19 protein-coding genes are annotated in these 19,078 nt (G+C 68.3%); 4 read left to right on the forward strand and 15 right to left on the reverse strand.

The features are described from left to right. The 3 genes from dapA to dapB form a co-directional block, all read right to left on the reverse strand. A complete protein-coding gene (gene dapA, locus CGUA_RS07765; protein WP_290194393.1) occupies positions 1-909 on the reverse strand; it encodes a 4-hydroxy-tetrahydrodipicolinate synthase in 909 nt (302 codons plus the stop codon). A gap of 69 nt (positions 910-978) precedes the next feature. Beyond that, entirely contained in the window at positions 979-1,731 is a 753-nt protein-coding gene (gene thyX, locus CGUA_RS07770) for an FAD-dependent thymidylate synthase (protein WP_290194395.1), read from the reverse strand. Positions 1,732-1,735: 4 nt separating this feature from the next. Beyond that, positions 1,736-2,482: a 4-hydroxy-tetrahydrodipicolinate reductase gene (gene dapB, locus CGUA_RS07775; protein ID WP_290194397.1), complete on the reverse strand. Its 747-nt coding sequence runs from the start codon at positions 2,480-2,482 to the stop codon at positions 1,736-1,738. A gap of 84 nt (positions 2,483-2,566) precedes the next feature. On the opposite strand from dapB, the gene CGUA_RS07780 reads away from it, so the two are divergent. After that, the gene (locus tag CGUA_RS07780) at positions 2,567-2,959 is read left to right on the forward strand and encodes a DUF1801 domain-containing protein (protein ID WP_290194399.1); all 393 of its coding nucleotides are present in this window, start codon (positions 2,567-2,569) and stop codon (positions 2,957-2,959) included. Between the two features lie 63 nt (positions 2,960-3,022). Continuing rightward, positions 3,023-3,760, forward strand: coding sequence for an AMIN-like domain-containing (lipo)protein (locus CGUA_RS07785; RefSeq protein WP_290194400.1), 738 nt, complete (start codon positions 3,023-3,025; stop codon positions 3,758-3,760). Here the strand turns inward: CGUA_RS07785 and CGUA_RS07790 are convergent. Both CGUA_RS07790 and CGUA_RS07795 read right to left on the reverse strand, forming a co-directional pair. Continuing rightward, positions 3,757-4,389, reverse strand: a complete 633-nt coding sequence (locus CGUA_RS07790) for a M23 family metallopeptidase (protein ID WP_290194402.1) — start codon at positions 4,387-4,389, stop codon at positions 3,757-3,759. The two genes, CGUA_RS07785 and CGUA_RS07790, sit on opposite strands and share 4 nt — an antisense overlap. A gap of 112 nt (positions 4,390-4,501) precedes the next feature. Further along, positions 4,502-6,841, reverse strand: a complete 2,340-nt coding sequence (locus tag CGUA_RS07795) for a polyribonucleotide nucleotidyltransferase (protein WP_374725035.1) — start codon at positions 6,839-6,841, stop codon at positions 4,502-4,504. Between the two features lie 121 nt (positions 6,842-6,962). Between CGUA_RS07795 and CGUA_RS07800 the strand changes: the two genes are divergently transcribed. Further along, on the forward strand, positions 6,963-7,502 hold the full coding sequence (locus tag CGUA_RS07800) for a CPBP family intramembrane glutamic endopeptidase (RefSeq protein WP_290194407.1): 540 nt from the start codon (positions 6,963-6,965) through the stop codon (positions 7,500-7,502). 86 nt (positions 7,503-7,588) lie between these two features. Here the strand turns inward: CGUA_RS07800 and rpsO are convergent, their stop codons facing one another. From rpsO to CGUA_RS07815, 3 genes are all read right to left on the reverse strand, one after another. Further along, positions 7,589-7,870, reverse strand: coding sequence for a 30S ribosomal protein S15 (gene rpsO, locus CGUA_RS07805; protein WP_290194409.1), 282 nt, complete (start codon positions 7,868-7,870; stop codon positions 7,589-7,591). Between the two features lie 97 nt (positions 7,871-7,967). After that, complete coding sequence (locus CGUA_RS07810) at positions 7,968-8,960, reverse strand: nucleoside hydrolase (protein WP_290194412.1); 993 nt, start codon at positions 8,958-8,960, stop codon at positions 7,968-7,970. Between the two features lie 36 nt (positions 8,961-8,996). Continuing rightward, entirely contained in the window at positions 8,997-9,986 is a 990-nt protein-coding gene (locus tag CGUA_RS07815; protein WP_290194413.1) for a bifunctional riboflavin kinase/FAD synthetase, read from the reverse strand. 29 nt (positions 9,987-10,015) lie between these two features. On the opposite strand from CGUA_RS07815, the gene truB reads away from it, so the two are divergent. Continuing rightward, on the forward strand, positions 10,016-10,912 hold the full coding sequence (gene truB, locus CGUA_RS07820) for a tRNA pseudouridine(55) synthase TruB (protein WP_290194415.1): 897 nt from the start codon (positions 10,016-10,018) through the stop codon (positions 10,910-10,912). On the opposite strand, the gene CGUA_RS07825 is transcribed toward truB, so the two are convergent. The 7 genes from CGUA_RS07825 to infB all read right to left on the reverse strand — a co-directional run bounded on the left by CGUA_RS07825 (position 10,909) and on the right by infB (position 19,051). Further along, positions 10,909-11,610 (reverse strand): 4'-phosphopantetheinyl transferase family protein, encoded by a 702-nt coding sequence (locus tag CGUA_RS07825; protein ID WP_290194418.1) that lies wholly within the window; start codon positions 11,608-11,610, stop codon positions 10,909-10,911. The two genes, truB and CGUA_RS07825, sit on opposite strands and share 4 nt — an antisense overlap. Beyond that, positions 11,607-12,446 (reverse strand): metallophosphoesterase family protein, encoded by an 840-nt coding sequence (locus CGUA_RS07830; RefSeq protein ID WP_290194420.1) that lies wholly within the window; start codon positions 12,444-12,446, stop codon positions 11,607-11,609. Before CGUA_RS07830 ends, CGUA_RS07825 begins: the two co-directional genes overlap by 4 nt. A gap of 4 nt (positions 12,447-12,450) precedes the next feature. Continuing rightward, the gene (locus CGUA_RS07835; RefSeq protein WP_290194422.1) at positions 12,451-13,809 is read right to left on the reverse strand and encodes an MATE family efflux transporter; all 1,359 of its coding nucleotides are present in this window, start codon (positions 13,807-13,809) and stop codon (positions 12,451-12,453) included. Next, entirely contained in the window at positions 13,809-14,804 is a 996-nt protein-coding gene (locus CGUA_RS07840) for a DHH family phosphoesterase (RefSeq protein ID WP_310169200.1), read from the reverse strand. The genes CGUA_RS07835 and CGUA_RS07840 overlap by 1 nt, the downstream gene beginning before the upstream one ends. Further along, positions 14,801-15,238 (reverse strand): 30S ribosome-binding factor RbfA, encoded by a 438-nt coding sequence (gene rbfA / locus CGUA_RS07845; protein ID WP_290194425.1) that lies wholly within the window; start codon positions 15,236-15,238, stop codon positions 14,801-14,803. The genes CGUA_RS07840 and rbfA overlap by 4 nt, the downstream gene beginning before the upstream one ends. Positions 15,239-15,283: 45 nt before the next feature. Next, positions 15,284-16,069, reverse strand: coding sequence for a metallophosphoesterase family protein (locus CGUA_RS07850; protein ID WP_290194427.1), 786 nt, complete (start codon positions 16,067-16,069; stop codon positions 15,284-15,286). 69 nt (positions 16,070-16,138) lie between these two features. Then, complete coding sequence (infB, locus tag CGUA_RS07855) at positions 16,139-19,051, reverse strand: translation initiation factor IF-2 (RefSeq protein ID WP_290194429.1); 2,913 nt, start codon at positions 19,049-19,051, stop codon at positions 16,139-16,141. Positions 19,052-19,078 lie beyond the last annotated feature (27 nt).

Consider the following 19,078-nt stretch of genomic DNA (forward strand, 5'->3'; position numbering starts at 1 on the left):
TTATAGGACTCCAGCTTGTTCCAGATCACGGCGGAGTTCCTCGAGTTCTGCGTCGTCAGGAGCGACGACCGGCAGACGCGGGTTCCCCACCTCAATGCCCTGCAGTCGCAGGGCAGCTTTTGCGAAGCTGACTCCACCCAGGCGGGCCTGGGCGCGAATCAGCGGGGTCAGATTGTCGGCGTTGATTTCACGGGCACGCTCGAACTCACCGCCGTCGAAGGCGTCATAAAGCTCGCGCAGCTTGTGCGGAGCGGCATGACCGATGACGGAGATGAAGCCGGAAGCGCCCATGGCCAGCCACGGCAGGTTGAGCGGGTCGTCGCCGGAGTACCAGGCCAGACCCGTGGAACGAATCAGTGTGGTGGCCTGGCCGATGTCTCCCTTGGCGTCCTTCATCGCCTTGATCGACGGCACCTCGGCCAGACGGGCGATGGTGTCGGCCTCGATCGGGATGGCGGATCGACCCGGGATGTCGTACAGGCACACCGGAAGGTCGGTGGCGCCTGCGATGGCCGTGAAATGCTGGACGAGGCCCTTCTGACTCGGCTTCGAGTAATAGGGCGTGACAACCAGCAGAGCGTCGGCTCCGGCGTCCGCGGAGAGGCGGGCCAGTTCCATTGATGCGGCGGTGTCGTTGGTGCCGGCGCCCGCGATGATCTTCGCGCGGTCCCCGACCTCGTCCTTCACGTTCTTGAGCAGGTCCAGTTTCTCCGCGACCGTCGTGGTGGGCGACTCGCCGGTGGTTCCGGCAAGCACCAGTGAATCGACGCCATTGTCAACGAGGTGCGCGGCTACCCGCCTACCTGCCTCTACGTCGAGTGCGCCGTCACGGTCGAAGGGGGTGACCATGGCGACGCAGACGGTTCCGAAGTGCTCGACTCCGATTTTCGCGGCCAAACCTGTGCTCATGGCTTCACAGACTACCCGCACCTCGCCGAGAGTGAGGTATCGCACCGCACGACACCCCGAAAATACGACCTATCCGACGTAGGGACTGACCGCCATGCGCGAACCGTCCGATAGTTCGGTGACGAGAAAATCAGCGAAGAGCGTCGGCGCCTGCTCACCGAGGATGTCCAGGCACGCCATGGCCACGGCGCGGATCTCCTGGTCTGCGTGCTCGCTGGCCCGGGCGGCGATGAAGTGGCGCCAGGTGCGGTAGTTGCCCGTCACGACGATGCGCGACTCCGTGGCGTTGGGCAGGATCGCCCGGGCGGCCTGGCGCGCCTGCTTCTTGCGCAACAGGGCGTTCGGTTCGTCGGCAAGCTTCTCCTCCAGCGTCGCCAGCAGCTCGTCGTAGATGAACCGGGACTCGTCGGCGGCGCGCAGCAGGATGCGGGAGAGCTCCTCGTCGCGGGCGATGGCCGGCGGGAGGACGATCTCCGCCCCGACGGTCGGCACGAAGCGCTGGGACAGCTGCGAGAAGGAGAAATGTCGGTGGCGCACCAGCTCATGCGTGCAGGAGCGCGAGATGCCACGGATGTACATCGTGGCGGTGGCGTGCTCCAGCAGCGCGTTATGCCCCACCTCCATGATGTGATTGAGGTAGGACTCGTTGCTCGCGGTGCGCGGATTCGGCTTGTCGAAGGACTCGTAGCAGGCCCGCCCGGCGAACTCCACCAACGCCTCGGCGTCGGTGGCGGTGGCGTCGACGGACCAGTCGACGTCGGCGGGGGCCGTGAACTGCGTGGCGGCGATGAGCTGGACGTCGAGGGGATGGGCCGTGGCCATACGTCTACAGCCCCAGGTAGGAGTCCAGGCCAATGGTCAGGCCCGGGTAGTCGGCGACCTTGCGCACCCCGGTGAGCACGCCCGGGACGAAACTGGTGCGGCCGTAGGAGTCCTGGCGGATGGTCAGGGACTGATCCTGGGTGCCGAAGATGATGTCCTCATGGGCGACCATGCCGGTCATGCGCACGGCATGAACCTTGACGCCGTCGACGTCGGCGCCCCGGGAACCGTCAAGCGCCTGGTCGGTGGCATCCGGCATCGGATCCATGCCAGCTTCGCGACGCACCGCGGCGATGCCCTGGGCGGTCTTGATGGCGGTGCCCGACGGGGCGTCCAGCTTCGTCGGGTGGTGATACTCGATGACCTCGGCCGATTCAAAGAAGGCGGCCGCCTGCCGGGCGAAAGCCATGGCCAGGACGGCGGAGATGGCGAAGTTCGGGGCGATCAGAACGCCCACCTCCGGCGAGTCCTTCAGCCACTCGCGCACCTTCTCGTAACGCTCGTCGGTGAAACCGGTGGTGCCGACGACGGCGTGGATGCCGTTGGCGATGCAGAACTCCAGCGTGCCCATCACCGCGCTCGGCTGGGTGAAGTCGACGATCACCTCGGCCCCGTTGTCGACCAGCACCTGCAGGTCGTCGCCCTGATCGACCTCCGCGACGAGCTCGAGATCGTCGTTCTGGTTCACGCCGTCAACCACGGCGCTTCCCACCCGACCGCGGGCTCCGACGACTCCGACCTTGATGGACATAGATGACTCCTCTGCATGGGGGTGGCTTATCTCGGCCCCCAGTCTAAACCGTGCGATGGCGGAACAGTTGCTAGCCTGGCCCGCATGGCACCACGCAAGACCGCGGCCGAACGGGCCGCCGAAGATCTCGCCACGGCGATGGAAAAGATGAACTCGTGGCCGGAGCCTTATCCGGCCGTCGCCGCGGCGCTGCACGCCACGATCGGCGCCGTGGACGACAGGCTCACCGCCCGGCTCTGGTACGGCGGCGTCGGCTACGCCCTGGGCCCCCGGGAACCGGTCCTCGTCTTCTTCCGCGTCGACGAGGACCTGATGTCCATCGGCACCACGGAGAAGTCCGATCTGACTCCTGTCCAAGGCGCTGAGCTCATCCCAGCCGCCTGGTACCTGCGGGCCACCGAACCCGTGGTGGCTGACTCGACCCTCGAGGAAGTCTCCGGGGTCGTCCGGCGCGCCCTGGGACGGAGCGACTCATAACGGTTGGCTCACGAATTTCCATCATGGGCGACGTGGCCCGTCTAAGTCCGTAAAGTTGCTGATATGACACATGCGCCACAGAACTCCCAGGTCCGTCGCCGTCCCGCCTGTGCGGTGACCGCGTTGACAGCCGCGCTGGCCTTGACCCTGGTGGCCTGCGGCGACAGTGCCGACCCGGCACCGGCCACCGTCACCCCGACGCAGACCACCACCGCGACCGCCTCCCCCGCCAGCCCGGCCAGTGGGAACGGGTCGGCATCGGCCTCGGCTTCCGCCTCGACCCCCGCTTCGACCCCCGCCTCCGCCCCCACCACGGCGTCGCCGGCCGCCACGACCACCGGAGCAGGGATGCTCGGCCGCCCCGACACCTCGGCCAAGAGGTCCGAGGCCGCAGGTGAGTATGACCTCGCCCCCGTCGACGTGCGCGTCGGCTCCCACGAGGGCTTCGACCGGGTGGTCTTCGAGTTCGCCGGGGCCGGCACCCCGGGCTGGTTCATCGACTACACGACCGAACCCCGCCAGCAGGCGTCCGGGGAGCCCATCGCCTTCACGGGGGACGGCGCCCTGAACGTCATGATCACCGGGGTTCCGTACCCCTTCGACGCGAGTGTCCCCGAGGAAGAATGGATTTCCGCCGGCCCGGTCGCGGGTGAGGCAGGCGTGATCGCCGGCGTGACCCACGACAGCATCTTCGAGGGACAGGCACAGTTCACCGTCGGGATCAGCGGAAAGCAGGCCCCCGCCTACTCGGTGACCCTGCTCGAGGAGCCGACCCGCGTGGTCATCGACATCAAGAATTAGGCCTCGAAAACCTCGTTCTCCGTCGGCATCCAGGAGGTGCCCCTGGGGCGTCGAAAAGCCATCGGCAGCCCCCGGCAGTTCTCCCAGTCGATCCCGTCGGTGACCTGGACGTGCACGTGCGGTTGAGTGCTGTTACCCGAGTTTCCGCACTCTCCGAGACGCTCACCGACGCGCACCCAGTCCCCCGCCTGCACCGCGACCGAGCCCCGGCGCAGGTGACACACCGAGACCACCAGCCCATCCCGGCGGCGGAGGGAGACGGTGTTGCCTGTGATAGCGCGGACGCCGCCGCGGCGGTAGCGCCCGCCCTGGCCCAGAATGTAGGCCGCCAGCGTCAGCTGCGAGCGGCGGGCCGCGTGGTCCACCTCCCCGTCATGAACGTCCACGACCAGCCCCTCGCAGGGGGCGGTCACCGCGCGTCCGAACCCCGGGAAGAACTCCGGCTCTTCCCGCCAGAAAGCGGAGCGCCAGCTCAGGGGCGCGGAGCTGCCGTCGGACTCCACCCCGACCAGATCGACCGCGTAGGTTGTCCCCAACAGGTGACTGCCGTGGCTGGGCACCCCCCGCGCGGGGCTGTTGCGGGCCAGCCACCAGCCGGACACCGGGAACTCGATCGTGACGGGAATCATGGACACCACTCTGGCACGAACGGACCCCGTGCGCCCCACCGGGTCGGAAAATGCCGGCGCCCGCCCGGCCCCGGAACAACCTGGGGCCCGGCGGGCGTGAGGCGGGCGGGAACTAGTTGTCCTCGTCCACCATGACCAGCGAGATCTTGCCGCGGTTGTCGATGTCGGAGATCTCGACCTGAAGCTTGTCGCCGACGTTGACGACGTCCTCGGTCTTCTCGACGCGCTCGCCGTGGCCCAGGTTGGAGATGTGCAGGAGTCCGTCCTTGCCCGGGGTCAGGGAGACGAAGGCGCCGAAGGCGACGGTCTTGACGACGGTGCCCAGGAAGCGCTCGCCGACCTTCGGCAGCTGCGGGTTGCCGATCGAGTTGATCTTGTCGATCGCGGCATTCGCGGCCTCGCCGGTGGCGGCGGAGACGAACACGGTGCCGTCGTCCTCGATGGAAATGTCGGCGCCGGTCTCCTCGGTGATGGCGTTGATGTTCTTGCCCTTCGGGCCGATGAGCTCACCGATCTTGTTGACCGGAATGCTCAGCGAGGTGATCTTCGGGGCCAGCTCGTTCATCTCGTCCGGACCGGAGATGACCTCGGCCATCGTGTCCAGGATCTGCAGACGGGCGTCCTTGGCCTGGGCCAGGGCGTCGGAAAGCACCGTGGAGGGGATGCCGTCGAGCTTGGTATCCAGCTGCAGGGCGGTGATGAACTCGGCGGTGCCGGCGACCTTGAAGTCCATGTCGCCGAAGGCGTCCTCGGCGCCGAGGATGTCGGTCAGGGCGACGAACTTCTCCTTGCCGTCCACTTCGCCGGAGACCAGGCCCATCGCGATGCCTGCGACCGGCGCGGCCAGCGGGACGCCGGCGTTGTACAGCGACAGGGTCGAAGCGCAGACGGAGCCCATGGAGGTGGAGCCGTTGGAGCCGAGGGCCTCGGAGACCTGACGGATCGTGTACGGGAAGTCCTCGCGCGACGGGATGACCGGGGTCAGGGCACGCTCGGCGAGCGCGCCGTGCCCGATCTCGCGGCGCTTCGGGGAGCCGACGCGCCCGGTTTCACCGGTGGAGTACGGCGGGAAGTTGTAGTGGTGGATGTAGCGCTTGGACTTCTCCGGGCTCAGCGCGTCAAGCTGCTGCTCCATCTTGAGCATGTCCAGGGTGGTCACGCCCAGGATCTGGGTCTCGCCACGCTCGAAGAGTGCGGAGCCGTGGGCGCGCGGGATGAGCTCGACCTCGACGCCGAGGTCACGGATGTCGGCCGGGCCGCGGCCGTCGATGCGGAAGCCCTCGGTGAGGATCTTGGTGCGCACGATCTGCTTCATCAGCGCGTTGTAGGCGGCGCGGATTTCCTTCGCGGCGGTGGCGTCGTCCTCGGCGTCGACGTCGTCAAGCAGCGCGTCCTCGATCTCGACCATGTAGGCGTTGGTGGCGTCGTCGCGGGCCTGCTTCCCCTCGGTGGCCAGCAGCTGCTCCAGCTTGCGGGCGGCCTTCTTCTCCACGAGGGAGAAGGTCGCGTCGGAGTACGGCGGGAAGAGCTGGAACTCCTGCGTTTCCTTGGCGGCGCGCTCAGCCAGACCTGCCTGCGCCTCACACAGGGTGCGGATGAAGGGCTTGGCGGCCTCCAGTCCCTCGGCGACGGTATCCTCGGTCGGCGCCGGGGCGCCGTCCTTGACCAGCTGGATGACGTTGGCTCCAGCGCCGGCCTCGACCATCATGATGGCGACGTCGTCGACGGTGCGGCGGCCCTGCTTGCGGGTGACCATCCGACCGGCGACGACCATCTCGAAGACGGCGCGCTCGTGCTGGGCATGGTTCGGGAAGGCGACCCACTGGCCCTCCGGGTGGGCGTCGTCGGCAATGAGGGCGATGCGCACGCCGCCGACGGGGCCGGAGACCGGCAGGCCGGAGAGCTGGGTGGCGGCGGAGGCGCCGTTGACGGCGACGACGTCGTAGTACTCCTCCGGGTTCCAGCTCATCACGGTGATGACGACCTGAACCTCGTTGCGCAGGCCCTTGACGAAGGTCGGGCGCAGCGGACGGTCGATGAGGCGGGCGGCGAGGATGGCGTTGGTCGACGGGCGGCCCTCACGACGGAAGAAGCCGCCCGGGATCTGGCCGGCCGCGTACATGCGCTCCTCGACGTCGACGGTCAGCGGGAAGAAGTCCAGGCCCTCGCGCGGGTTGTTGGATGCGGTGGTGGTGGCCAGCAGCATCGTCTCGTCGTCGAGGTAGGTGGTGACGGCGCCACCGGCCTGTCGGGCGAGCTGCCCGGTCTCGAAACGGATGGTGCGGGTACCGAAATCGCCGTTGTCGAGGACGGCGTTTGCTTCGGTGATGCCGAAATCCTCGTCAACGACGACTTCGACGGAGTTGTTCGGGGTATGGGTGTTGCTCAATTTCACTCTCCTTAGAGTGCTCGGTCGGCGATCATCGATGTCGCCGGTATAGTTCGTTCGCATATTTGCAGGTGCAACGCGCATGAGACTACCAGCTCACCACCGTCCTGTGCCATTTCGCGAGCCGGTCGACGGCGCTTCGCGCACTGGCCGGCGCTCAGCTCCCGGTCGATAGAATGGCCGTATGTTTCTGGTCATCCTCGTCGCCCTGTTGTGGGCGCTACCCTCCGTGATTCGAATCTACGGCCCGACCGGTGAACGCCGCTACCGGGACGAGGGGTGGATTCGCCCGACCGGCGGATGGGTGCTCGGGGCCCTTGCCGTCGCCGTGACCGTGATCATCCTGTGGCTGATCACGCTGCTGGCGGTGCCGGCGACGATCTACGGCGCCGAACGCGGAACCAGCTCTCTGACGACGATCCTCATCATGTTGCCCGCCGCAGCCATCTGGGCCGTCGGCGAGGAGCTCTTCTTCCGCGGCTGGCTGCAGGGGCTCCTCCAGCGCCGGCTGAGCGGAACCTGGCCGGTGCTCCTGCAGGCGGCCGCCTATGCGCTGATGTACGCGCTGACCCTGCTGGTGGATCCGGGCATGTGGGTGCTGGTCCCCTACCAGTTCGTCTCCGCGCTGCTCTACGGCGAACTGCGCCGGCGCAGCGGCTCCGTCTGGGTGGCGGTCATAGCGCATGCGGTCGCCATGGTCGTCACCGTCGCCACCCTGCTCTAATCCGCGCAGCTTCAGAATGCGGAAACTCCCGCCGGCCACGTGACGTGGCGGGCGGGAGTGTCCGTGCTGAGTTCAGCGCGCTGAAATTAGCGACGCAGGCCCAGGCGGGCGATCAGGGAGCGGTAGCGCTCGATGTCCTGCTGGGCCAGGTACTTCAGCAGACCGCGACGACGACCGACGAGCAGCAGCAGACCACGACGGGAGTGGTGGTCGTGCTTGTGGGACTTCAGGTGCTCGGTCAGGTTGGTGATGCGGTGGGTCAGCAGAGCGACCTGGGCCTCCGGGGAGCCGGTGTCGTTCTCGTGAACGCCGTACTCGGCCAGGATTTCCTTCTTCTTCTCTGCCGGGAAGCTGTTGGACGTAGACATGTTGTCTCCTCGTAGTTATTTCAGTCCACATGAAGAATCCGCGACACGGGCCGCGTGGAGCGACTGTTGTGGACCACAGTCGCTGAACCTCGGTGAACTATACCCCGGCCGAGGAGCGGGACCCTAATTCCGAGGTGGCGGTCTGCCGGGCCGCGCGGGTCAGGCGCTCCATGAATTCCCCGAGGAAGCGCTCCACGTCGACGGTCAGCGCGACGTGGGCGGTCTTCTCGGGGTCGTTGAGGCGGGTCTCGTCGGCCATGACGCGGCCGCGCAGTTCACCTTCGGTGAGCACCTTGAGATTGGTGTGGAGCAGGCCGACCAGGGAGGGGTCCACGGCGACGCCGACGGCCAGCGGATCGTGCAGGCCGCAGCCACCCAGGTGCGGGGAGTTCGTCTCGTAGGTCTTGATGTAGTAATCGGTGGAGTCGGCCAGGAAATCGCCGCCCACGGTGCCCAGCTCGCGCCAGGTGGCGGTCTCGGCGTAGGTCAGCAGCGTCTGCAGGGTGACGTCCAGGCCGATCATGGTGACGTCCTTGGCGTGGCGGAACAGGAGATCCGTGGCCTCCGGGTCCTGGGAGACGTTGGCCTCGGCGACCGGGGAGACGTTGCCCGGGATGACGAGCGCGCCGCCCATCATGATGATGTGGGCGTTCTCTGCGAAGCCCGGGTCAGCCTCGATGGCGGCGGCGACGGTGGTCGACGGGCCGGTCGGAATGATGAGGAGCTCGTCGCCGTGCTCGCGGACGGACTCGACGAGGAAGTCCACCGCGGACTTCTCCTCCACCCGCCGGGCCGCATCCGGGATTTCGATCTCGCCGACGCCGTTCTGGCCGTGGATGAACGCCGAGACCTCGGTCACCTCGAAGGAATCCTTGGTGGACGCGTGCGTGGGCCCGGCGAAGACGGGGACGTCGGGGCGACCGAACATCTCCAGCACCGCGAGCGCGTTACGCACACCGGTGTCGACGAGGACGTTGCCATAGGTGCCGGTGACGCCGATCAGCTCCAGCTCGGGCGACGCGATCGCGTACACCAGGGCAAGCGTGTCGTCGATTCCGGTGTCGAGGTCGAGGATGACTTTCTTGGCCATGTGTTCTCCTGTGTGTGGGGTATTTCCGGGGACAGCCTAGTAGGTCTGCCGCTGGGGACGCGGGGCGTCGACGAGCACTTCCCGCGTGCGGGTGACGTCCCGGGCCATGTTGTCGAGCAGCTCCTCGACGGAGTTGAACTTGAGCATGTCGCGGATCTTCTCGACGAAGGACACCGTCGCGAGGCGGCCGTAGAGATTGGCGGACCTGTCGATGATGAAGGATTCGACCGAGCGCTCGTTGTCGCCGAAGGTGGGGTTGGTGCCCACGGAGATGGCCGCCGGGTAGGACAGGCCGGGCTCCATGTCACCGGTGATGGGGTCCTCCCCCTGCACCGTGAACCAGCCGGCGTAGACGCCGTCGGCGGGCACGGCCACCGATTCCGGGAAGTACATGTTCGCCGTCGGGTAGCCCAGCTCCGCGCCGCCGCGGCCCGCTCCGTGCTCCACCTCCGCAGTGAGCTGATAGGTGCGGCCGAGCATGTCGTTGGCCTGGTGGATCTCGCCGTCCGCGAGGTGCCGGCGCACGTTCGAGGAGCAGATGCGCTCGGAGCCGTCGTGGAGCAGCTCGACAATGGTCACGCCGACCCCGTGCTTCTGGCCGAGCTCGACCATGGTCTCGGCGGTGCCGGCCGCGTTGTGCCCGAAGGTGAAGTTCTCGCCGACAACGACGTGACGGGCCTTGAGCCTGTCCATGAGCACCTGAACGAAGTACTCCTCCGGAGTCAGTCCCGCCAGTTCGCGGTTGAAGTCGATGACGAGGATTGCGTCCACGCCCAGCTCCGCGCAGAGCAGGGTGCGCTCGCGCATCGTCGTCAGCAGCGTCGGGGTGCGCTCGGGGGCGAAGACGGCGGTCGGGTGCGGGTCGAACGTCATGAGGATGCTCGGCACGTCCAGTTCACCGGCGGTTCCGACGGCGGTGTTGATGAGCCGGCGATGGCCACGATGCACGCCGTCGAAGACGCCGATGGTCACCACGCTGCCCTCGAGCTCCTCGTGGATGTCGTCGAGTCCCTGCCAAATAATCACCCCGCCAGATTACGGCATAAGCTTTGAGCATGACTGATCCCCTCTCCGATTCCGGACTCGTCGTCGTCGATAAGCCGGCGGGCATGACCTCACACGACGTGGTCGCCCGCCTGCGCCGCTACTTCGGGACCCGCAAGGTCGGCCACGCCGGCACGCTCGATCCGATGGCCACCGGAGTGCTCGTGGCCGGCATCAACCGCGGCACGAAGTTCCTCGCCCACCTGGTCGCCGCGACGAAGAGCTACGACGCGACCATCCGCCTCGGCGCCGCGACCACCACCGACGACATGGAGGGCGAAGTCATCTCCACCGCGCCCGTCGGGGCCACCGAGGCCGTGACCGAGGAGGACATCCGCGCGGGCGTCGCCGCCCTGACCGGCGAGATCATGCAGCGCCCCGCCAGCGTCTCCGCCATCAAGATTGACGGCAGGCGCGCCCACGAGCGCGTCCGCGAGGGCGAGGAGGTCGAGATCCCGGCCCGCCCGGTGACGGTGACGCGCTTCGAGATCCACGAGATCCGCCGCGAACCGCTCGAGATCGACGTCAGCGTCGACTGCTCCTCCGGCACCTACATCCGTTCCCTGGCGCGCGACCTGGGCGAGAGCCTCGGCGTCGGCGGGCACCTGACGGCGCTGCGCCGCACCGCCGTGGGCAACTACCTGCTTGCCGACGCCCGCAGCCTCGCGGACCTCGAGAAGGACCCCGCGCTGTCCCTGACGATCGACGAGGCGATGATCCGCTCCTACCCCACCCTTGAGGTCACGGCGGAAGAGTACGAGGCGCTGGCCATGGGCAAGTGGCTGGAACCCCGGGGACTGGCGGACACCCACGCGGCGATCGGCCCCGACGGGCGGGTCGTGGCGCTGGTGGCGGAGAAGGGCACGCGCCTGTCGACGGTCTTCGTCGCCCGCCCGTCCACCCTCTAGGTCTGCCGTCGCCGCTCATCCAGTGCGCGCACGCAGGTGGAGGCGACGAGGTAACCGTCCGTCGCCGCCCACCGGCCGTTGATGAACGGCACCGGCGTCGGGCGCACCAGCAGATAGGAAATGAAGGTGCCGTCGGGGCGGATGTCGATCTCCGCCTGTTCGAAACCGAGCCAGCGCTTGGTCAGCGGGAACCAGGCCTTGTAGGTGGCCTCCTTCGCGCAGAAGAGCAACCGGTCAGGGTACGGCACCCCGGCCGCCTCCAGGCTGGTCATCTGCGCCATCTCCCCCGGTCGGGCGATGGCACCGAGGATGCCCTCGGGCAGCTCCTCCGCCGGTTCCACGTCCACGCCCACCGAGCGGATCGCGCCCTCCGGGGCCACCAGCGCGGCCCGGTAGCCGTCGGTGTGGGTCAAGGAGCCGCAGTACCCCGTCGGCCACAGCGGCATCCCCCGCTCCCCGCGGTAGATCGGGGCCTCGGCGATGTGGGTGGCCGCGCCCAGCTCCTTGAGCGCCTGGTGGGCGCACCAGCGGGCGTCACCGAACTCTGCCTGCCGGTTCGGGACCGCGTGCGAGACCATCGTCCGCTCCAGCGGATGGAGAGCGTTGTAGTTGGTGAGGTCCGGTTCGCCGCTGACGGTGAACATGTACACGAAGCGGGCCTCCACCGGGAACAGGTGGGCCAGGACGTCAGGGGTCATCGCAGCGCCCCAAACCGGATCGTTTCGGTGTTCTCAATCCTCATCACCTCGTAGGGCCACGGGCGTCGTTCCTCCCTTTCGGGCCAGCGCTGCCACTCCCGGGGATAGCCCAGGGAGACCTCGACGTGCGGCACCCCGTCGACGATGAGCTCCGAAGGGGTGTGCAGGTGCCCGTAGATGACCTGCTGCGCGTTGTAGCGGGTCGGCCAGGAGCGGGTGTGCCGGGTGCCGGACCACAGGCCGATCTCGGGATGGAGCAGGCGCAGCGTGGGCTCCTGGACCAGCGGCCAGTGGTTGATGAGAATCGTCGGGCCCGTAATCCTCGATAACCGCTTCACCGAGTAGGCCAACCGGTCCCAACACCAGGCCCGGATGTCGACGAAGGGCGCGATGGCGAATTCGTCGGTCATGACGACCTGGTTCCGGTGCGCCGCGGCGACCGCCTCGTCCACGCTCGTCCCCGGGGTGCGGAAGGAGTAGTCGTAGAGGGTGAACAGCGGGCAGACGGTCACGCCCCCGAACACCGGGAAAGCGTCCTCGGGCGTGGTGACGCCGATGTCGCGGCACCCCTCCACCAGCTGGGTGTACTTGTCCCGGCCCTTGAAACGGTCCCCTGAGCGGGAGAAGAGTTCATGGTTGCCCGGCACCCAGATGACCCGCTGGTAGCGGCGGCGGAGGATGTCGAGCTGGTAGAGCACCGTGTCGGTGCGCTCGGCGACGTCTCCGGCGACGATCAGCCAGTCAGAGGGATCCCGCGGTCGAAGGGAGTTGATGTGCTCCGCGTTCGCCTTCACGGCGGCGTGCAGGTCGGAGACCGCCCACAGGGTGGTGCTCACGGGCTCACTCCTTCCGGTCTTCGCCTGATTCCGGTGCCGAATCAAGGTCCTGGTCGGTGACCGCCCACTTCATGGAACGGAAGCGGTGGACGACGGCCACCAGCCTAATCGTGATGAAGGCCAGCAGCCCGATCCAGATGCCGACAAGCCCGCCATCGAGGGCGTAGGAGAGCCAGATCGCAGGCAGGAAGCCGAGAACCACCGAGGCGATGGAAATGGTGCGCAGGAACGCCGCGTCGCCCGCGCCGAGCAGGACGCCGTCGATGGCGAAGACCACGCCGCCGAGGACGATCATCACCAGCAGCAGCCACCACGGGCCCCGCATCGCGGCCAGAACCGCCTCGTCCGTGGTGAAGATCCGTGGAATGAGGGTTGACCCGATCCCGAAGACAGCGGCCAGGATGAGGGCGAAGATCGTCGAGAAGAGCGTGACCTGACGCCCGAGGCGCCGGGCGACCTTGACGCTGCCCCGGCCCAGCGCCGCACCGGTCAGGGTCTGTGCTGCGATGGCCAGCGAGTCGAGCACCAGCGTGATGAAGTTCCACAGCTGCAGCATGATCTGGTGGGCCGCCAGCGGCGCGGTGCCGAACCGGGCCGCCACCGCCGCGGCCGAGAGGAACGCCACCTGGAAGGACAACGAGCGCAGGATCAGGTCCCGGCCCAGGATGAGCTGACGCCACATGACCTTCGGCTTGGGCGCCCAGCCGCCGGCGTGTTCCCTGGCCAGGCAGACCAGGAAGAGCAGGGCGGTGACGCCCATGCCCAGCACGTTGGCGAGCGCGGAGCCGTTGAGCCCGAAGGCGTTGACCAGCAGGGGCAGGCTGATCCCGCCGGGGATCAGTCCAGCCAGCACGAAGATCAGGGGCCGGCGCGTGTCCTGGACGCCGCGCAGCCAGCCGTTGCCGGCCATGATCACCAGCGTCAGCGGGATGGAGACGGCGTTGACCGACAGCCAGGAGCTGGTGGCCGCGGCGGTGCGCTCCTCCCCCGTCATGAACATCGCGATCTGGTCGCCGAAAAGCCAGATGACGCTGGCCAGCAGTAGCCCGACGGCGAGTCCGATCCAGGTCGCCTGCACGCCTTCCGCCACCGCCTCGGGGCGTCGTCCGGCGCCGAAGAGCCGGGATGACCGGGCGGTGGTCCCGTAGGACAGGAACGTCAGTTGGGTGGTGACTGCGGAGTGCACCGCGGCGCCGGCGGCCAGGGCCGCGAGATCGAAGGCGCCCAGGCTGCGCCCGACCACCGCGGTGTCGAGCATGAGGTAGAGCGGCATGGCCGCCAGCACGCCCAGCGCCGGGAAGGCCAGCGCGAAGATCTGCCGAGCCGACACGCCGCCGCCAGCGGAGGGAGTGGCCTCGGCCATCAGGACTCGCCTGCCTCCCCGCGGATCTCGGCGACGGACTCCAGCAGCTGGTTGACCACGTCCTCGGCCTCCCCGTAGACGGTGTACCCGGCGGCTTCGGCGTGACCGCCGCCGCCAAGGCTCCGGGCCAGGTCAGCGACGTTGATGGCGGTCGAGCGCAACGAAGTGGCCCAGCCGCCGTCGTACTGCTCCTTGAACACCACGCCAACGTCGCAGCCGTCCAGGGAGCGGACGAAGTCGATGAGTCGCTCCACGGCGGCCCCGGAATGGGTGCGGATGTCCTTGTGGGAGGCCATGATCACGGCGACGGTGCGCTCACCGGCGGGCAGCAGCCGGATGTTGGCCAGGGCCCGTCCGATCATCGACAGATCCGCCGGGCTCGTCTTGTCCAGCAACTCCTCGGCGATCTCCCGGATGTCGATGCCGTAGTCCATCAGCTCCGCCGCCAGCGTGTGCATGGCGGGCGATCCCCAGCGGAAGCTGCCGGTGTCGGTCACCAGTCCCGCGTAGAGGGCGTGCGCGATGGACTCGTCCAGCTCGACGCCGAGGTAATGGAACAGCTCACGCAACACCGAGGTGGTCGACTCCCGGACATCGACGAGGTTGTGCGCGCCGTAGCCCGGGTTGGAGACGTGGTGGTCGATGACCAGCAGGCGGTCCCGGTAGGCGGCGACCTCGTCCGTGAGCACGCCGGTACGGTCGATGGAGCCGCAGTCGACGGTGACCACGAGGTCGACGTCCGGGATCTCCTCACCCAGCAGGATTTCCCCGGCTCCGGGGATCGTCAGCAGGTTCGGCGCGACCGGGTAGGGCTGACCGATCATCGGCGTGACCGTCTTACCCAGCTGTCGCATCGCCAGGGTCAGCGCCATGACGGATCCGATGGCGTCGGCGTCGGGGCGCAGGTGCCCGACCACGGCGATGGCATCGGCCGCGGTGAGCATCTCGGCCGCCCTGCGGTAGGCGGCCTCATCGGAGGCGGGGGAAACCGTCACTCCTCGTCACGCTTCTTGTACGGGTCCGTGTCACCGGCGTAGGTGGCGTTCTTCTTCAACTCCGCCAGCTCCTCGTCACGGGCGCGGGCCCTGGCCAGCAGCTCCTCCATGTGGGCGGAGGACTGCGGCATGGTGTCGAGTTCGAAGGAGAGCGTCGGGGTGAAACGCACCCCGAGCTGGTCGCCGACCTGCTTGCGCATCTGGCCGCGGACCCGGGCCAGCGCGTCGGCGGCGGCCTCATAGTCCGGCTCCTCGTCGATGGTCGCTCCGCGGACGGTGTAGTACACCGTGGCGTCGTGCAGATCGCCGGTGACCCGGGTATCGGTGACCGTGACCAGGCCCAGTCGGTAGTCGCTCTTGTCCATCTCCAGAGCGGTTGCGACGATCTGCTGGATGCGTTTGGCCATTCGGCCTGCGCGGGCGTTGTCCGCCATGATCTCATCTCCTCTACGTCGGCCAGCTATTACTTCGGTGACATTCTACCCTGTCCGCATCACGGGGAATGGCCACGGCCTCCCTGCGGGTCGACGTCCGCGCTCGAAGGGGTAGCCCAGCGACACGTCCACATGGGTGACGCCGTCCACCACGGTTTTCTCCGGAATGTGGAGGTGACCGTGGATGACCGTCCGGGCCCGGTACTTGAGCGGCCAGTCCCGGGTGTGTGCCGACCCGCACCACAGGGCGATGTCCTGCTCGTGCAGCCGCTCGGTGGGTTCGCGCACCAGCGGCCAGTGGTTGACCAGGACGGTCTCCCCCGCCACCCTGTCAAGCCGGTCGGCGGTGTAGTCCAACCGCTCGGCGCACCATTGCTCGACGTCGACGTAGGGGGCGATCGCGATCTCGTCGTCCAGCTTCACCTTCGCCCGTGCCACGGCCTGCTTCGCCGTCAGCCCGAGGGGGCGGAAGGTGTAGTCGTAGAGGGTGAACAACGGGCACACCGTCACCCCGCCGAAGACGGGGTACGGGTCCTCCGGCGTGACCACGCCCAGCGCCCGTAGCTCCCCCACCAGCGCGCGGTATCGTGCCTTACCCGCGACCCGCTCGCTGCGCCGGTTGAAGAGCTCGTGATTGCCGGGCACCCAGAGCACCCTGCCAAAGCGCCGGGTCAGGGGCCCGAGGGTGGCCACGACGTCGGGGATCTTCTCCGCGACGTCCCCGGCGACGATGAGCCAGTCCCCCGGATCCGTCGGCGCGAGCTTGTCGACGGCCGTCTGGTTCTCCCGGAAGGAGACGTGCAGGTCGCTGACCGCCCAGAGAGTCTTCATGCATCAATAATGACACGCCCGCCAGCCGGGATGGCTGACGGGCGTGTTCAGGTGAGGGTCCGGACCTGACTAGGTGCGCGGAACCTCCACCATCTCGTAGGCCTCGATCTGGTCGTCGACCTGGAAGTCCTGGAAGGACAGGACCATGCCGCACTCGTAACCGGCGGAGATCTCGTTGACGTCGTTCTTCTCGTGACGCAGCGACTTGACCTCGACGTCGTTGGCGATGACGGAGCCGTCGCGAACGATGCGCACCTTGGTGTTGCGCTTCATCTTGCCGTCGGTGACCATGCAACCGGCGATGTTGCCGATGGCGGAGGCCTTGAAGATCGCACGGATTTCGGCCTTGCCGACCTCGCGCTCCTCGTAGACCGGCTTGAGCATGCCGGTCAGGGCCTGCTCGACCTCTTCGATCGCCTTGTAGATGACCGTGTAGTAACGGATCTCCACGCCCTCCTGGTTGGCTTCCTCGGTGGCCTTGCCCTCAGCGCGGACGTTGAAGGCGATGATGACCGCGTCGGATGCTGCGGCGAGGGAGACGTTGGTCTGGGTGACTGCACCGACGCCGCGGTCGATGATGTTCAGCTCCACCTCGTCGTCGATCTCGATCTCGAGCAGCGAGGACTCCAGCGCCTCGACCGAACCCGCGTTGTCACCCTTGAGGATGATGTTGAGGGTGCTGGTCTCCTTGAGGACGGAATCCAGGTCAGCCAGGGAGACGCGCTTCTTACGGCGGGCCTGCTCGGCGGAACGCTTGCGGGCGTCACGCTGGGCGGCGATCTGACGCGCGACGCGGTCGTCCTCGACCACCAGCAGGTTGTCGCCCGCCCCCGGCACCGCGTTCAGACCCTGCACCTGGACCGGACGGGACGGACCCGCCTCCTCGACGTCCTCGCCCCACTCGTCGACCATGCGGCGGACACGACCGTAGGCGCCGCCGACGACGATGGATTCGCCGACGCGGAGGGTACCGCGCTGGACGATGACCGTCGCGACCGGGCCGCGGCCACGGTCGAGGTGAGCCTCGATGGCCAGGCCCTGGGCGTCCATCTCCGGGTTCGCCTGCAGATCGAGCTCTGCGTCGGCGGTCAGGACGATGGCCTCGAGCAACCCGTCGATGTTGATGTTCTCACGGGCGGAGATGTCGACGAACTGGGTGTCGCCGCCGTACTCCTCCGGGATGATGCCGTACTCGGTGAGCTGGCCGCGGATCTTCTCCGGCTGTGCCTCCGGCTTATCGATCTTGTTGACCGCGACGACGATCGGGATGCCCGCGGCCTTGGCGTGGTTGATCGCCTCGACCGTCTGCGGCATGACGCCGTCATCGGCGGCCACGACCAGCACAGCCAGGTCGGTGGACTGCGCGCCACGGGCACGCATGGCGGTGAATGCCTCGTGACCCGGGGTGTCCAGGAAGGTCAGCGTGCGCAGCTCGCCGTCGACCTCCGACTGGACCTGGTAGGCGCCGATGCCCTGGGTGATGCCGCCTGCCTCGCCCTTGCCGACGTTCGCCTTACGGATGGTGTCCAGCAGGCGGGTCTTGCCGTGGTCGACGTGACCCATGACCGAGACCACCGGCGGACGCTGCTCGAGAGCAGCCTCGCCGCCCTCGTCCTCGCCGAACTGCAGGTCGAAGGACTCGAGCAACTCGCGGTCCTCATCCTCCGGAGAGACGACCTGGACGTTGTAGTTGATTTCGGCGCCGAGCAGCTGCAGGGTCTCCTCAGAGACCGAGGCGGTCGCGGTGACCATCTCGCCCAAGTTGAACAGGGCCTGGACCAGGGCTGCCGGATCCGCACCGATCTTGTCGGCGAAGTCGGCCAGGGACGCGCCCTGGCGCAGGCGGATGGTCTCGCCACGGCCGTCGGGCAGGCGAATGCCGCCGACGACGTTGGGCTGCCGCATCTCCTCGTACTCGTTGCGCTTCTGACGCTTCGACTTACGTCCGCGACGCGGTGCGCCACCCGGACGGCCGAAGGCGCCGGCGGTGCCGCCACGACGGCCGCCGCGGCCGCCGACCGGCCCACCCGTGCCGCCCGGACGACCCGGTGCGCCACCACGGCCACCACGGCCGGAACCGGCTCCGCCGCGGCCACCGGCCGCGCCGGACTTGGCGGGCATCTGGCCCGGGGACGGGTGCGAGGGCATCATGGCCGGGGACGGTCGCTTGCCGCCGCCCTGGCCACCACCCGGACGCGGCGCCGGACGCTCGCCGGAGCCCGGCTTGCCGCCCGCGGCCGGACGGCCCTGGCCCTTGGCGCCCGGGCCACCCTGGCCCGGACGACCCGGCTTGCCGCCGTCCTTGCGGCCGCCGCCCGGACGCGGTGCCGGACGCTCAGCCGTGCCTGCGGAGAACGGGTTGTTGGCGACGCGGGGCTTTCCGCCCGGCTTCGGCATCGGACGCGGCATCGGGCGGGCAGCGCCTGCTGCGTCCCCCGGGGTTGCGGCCGGCTTTGCTGCCGCCGAGTCCTGGGCCGGTGCGGCGGCGCCCGGCTTCGGGGTGGTGCCGCCCGGACGCGGGGTCGGACGGGTGGCCGACTTGGGCGCCGCTGCCGCGGACTCCTGCTGCGTGGCCTCCGGCCGTGCTGCGGCGGCCTTGGCCTGCGGGGCCGCGTCACCCGGGGTGGGTGCTGCCGCGGTCGGCTTCGGTGCAGCCGTGGCCGGCTTCGGAGTGGCTGCCGCCGGCTTCGGCGTGGTCGCCGCCGGCTTCGGGGCGCCCGGCTTGGCGGCGCCCGGCTTGGGTGCGCCCGGCTTGGGTGCGCCCGGCTTGGGTGCGCCCGGCTTCGGGGCGCCGGCCGACTGGCCGGTGTTCGTGTCTGCGGAATCTCCGTAGAACGTGCGCATCTTACGAATCACCGGGGATTCGATGGTCGACGATGCGGTCTTGACAAATTCGCCCTGCTCCTTGAGCGTGGCGAGAAGTTCCTTGCTTGTTACGCCGAGCTCCTTGGCGAGCTCATGAACGCGTAGCTTTCCGGGCACTTTTCTCCTCTGAGTTTAGCTAGAGGA

It is taken from the genome of Corynebacterium guangdongense (assembly GCF_030408915.1).
Taxonomy (GTDB): Bacteria; Actinomycetota; Actinomycetes; order Mycobacteriales; family Mycobacteriaceae; genus Corynebacterium; species Corynebacterium guangdongense.